Here is a 1,711-nt window from a genome sequence, read left to right as displayed (position 1 = left end):
CAATTTGGAGTTTGTTTAACCCTTTCCATTAGAGGCAAAACCTCCCGAACTTATCCTATTGGCAGTATCGCTGTTTTACTGTTTTCTATTTAAATCACTTGGCGCGAGGAATTGCCTCGTATTTGGTTTTGGCACGGTGCTTAATTTTGAAGGTGAAGGAGATTCAGCCAGAATTCAAATTAAGTTTAAACAGGCTGGAACAAAATGGTTGATTGCCAGCTATGCCAATTTGGAGTTTGTTTAACCCTTTCCATTAGAGGCAAAACCTCCCGAACTTATCCTATTGGCAGTATCGCTGTTTTACTGTTTTCTATTTAAATCACTTGGCGCGAGGAATTGCCTCGTAGGCTGATTGCCAGCTATGCTAATTTGGAATCTGTTTAATTAATCAAGCAAGGCTTGTTGAAAAATGAATTTAATTTAAGGTTTTTTTAAGATCGTCAACTGAAAAACTTTGCACAGTTTGTTCATCGGTATAAACCGGCTTCATTTTTGTATGGGTGCCGGCTTCTTTTTCAATCTCAGTTTGACGAGAAATAACCAAATTTAGACAATCAGTAATCATTTTTTGAGTATTTTCAGCTAAAGGATGGCGCAAGCCTGGCTTGGTCATTGTGTCTTTGGCGACGGCAATTAAGGTTTTTCTCATCGCACTTAACATTCTAACTTCTAACTCTGTGTTGTTGTCATCACTCATAATAAATTCTTAATTGCTTCTAAATGTTGTAAGTAGCTTATTTTATCGGATTTATACTCTCTATTACCTTGCATTGATTGTAGCTTTTCATTCAAGCCCCAATCTTGGTCGATTACCTCTGTCACCATCTCAGGATGATTGCAAATTAGCACCATGTCACAACCGCTATCCAGTGATACGCGCACTCGGTCGTTAATGTCTTTAATGAAAAAAGCGCCCTGCATTGATAGATCATCACTAAACACAACCCCTGAAAAACCCAACTGCTCACGCAAAATTTGCTTAATCCATTTTTTAGAAAAGCCTGCTGGATTTTCATCAACTTGTGGATAGATTACGTGTGCCGGCATCACTGCATCCAGCCCCTGGTAAGCTAACTCTTTAAATGGCAGCATGTCTGACATAAGCTCTGTCATCGAGCGCTCATCAATGGGTAAATCTAGGTGTGAATCCGCCGCCACAAACCCATGACCCGGAAAGTGTTTGCCAACACACTTCATGCCTGCCTGATGCATGCCACCAATCAAGGCGCCCGCCAAAGCGGTGATTGTCTTAGGATTTGAATGAAAGGCGCGATCACCAATTACTGAAGATTGGCTGTAATCCACATCTAGCACCGGCGTGAAAGAAAAATCAACACCGATACTTAACAGTTCGTGTGCCAAGACATAGCCGCAAGCTGTTGCTTGTTCAAGGGCTAAATCAGGGTCACGATCATACACATCACCCAATTTAGCCATGGCTGGCAGGTGAGTAAACCCTTCTTTAAAGCGTTGCACACGACCACCTTCATGATCAACTGCAATCAATAATGCAGGCTTAACAGATCTAATAGAGGTAATTAACGCCTTGATTTGCTCAATCGATTCAAAGTTTCGACTAAATAAAATAACGCCACCAATCGAAGCTTTAGCCAGTTGGGTTTTTTCACTTGTGGACAGCTGGGTTGCTGCCACGTCCATCATTATCGGTGCAAAATTCATTAATCTATATAAGGTTTAATTTTGTAAACAA

2 protein-coding genes and 1 pseudogene are annotated in these 1,711 nt (G+C 40.9%); 1 reads left to right on the top strand and 2 read right to left on the bottom strand.

Features of this window, described 5'->3' with window-relative positions; genetic code table 11:
* Positions 1 to 121: 121 nt before the first annotated feature.
* Positions 122 to 244, top strand: a pseudogene (locus tag PSN35_RS07715) (hypothetical protein); the annotation flags it as partial.
* Between the two features lie 171 nt (positions 245 to 415).
* On the opposite strand, the gene PSN35_RS07540 reads toward PSN35_RS07715, so the two are convergent.
* Together PSN35_RS07540 and nagZ are read right to left on the bottom strand one after the other, a co-directional pair.
* On the bottom strand, positions 416 to 697 hold the full coding sequence (locus PSN35_RS07540) for a hypothetical protein (protein ID WP_300031658.1): 282 nt from the start codon (positions 695 to 697) through the stop codon (positions 416 to 418).
* Entirely contained in the window at positions 694 to 1,680 is a 987-nt protein-coding gene (gene nagZ, locus PSN35_RS07535; RefSeq protein ID WP_300031656.1) for a beta-N-acetylhexosaminidase, read from the bottom strand. Before nagZ ends, PSN35_RS07540 begins: the two co-directional genes overlap by 4 nt.
* Positions 1,681 to 1,711: the final 31 nt, after the last annotated feature.

It is taken from the genome of Candidatus Thioglobus sp., assembly GCF_028599055.1.
Classification (GTDB): domain Bacteria; phylum Pseudomonadota; class Gammaproteobacteria; order PS1; family Pseudothioglobaceae; genus Thioglobus_A.
The sequence above is the reverse complement of the archived record's forward strand: the minus strand, read 5'-3'. Positions and strand labels throughout refer to the sequence as shown.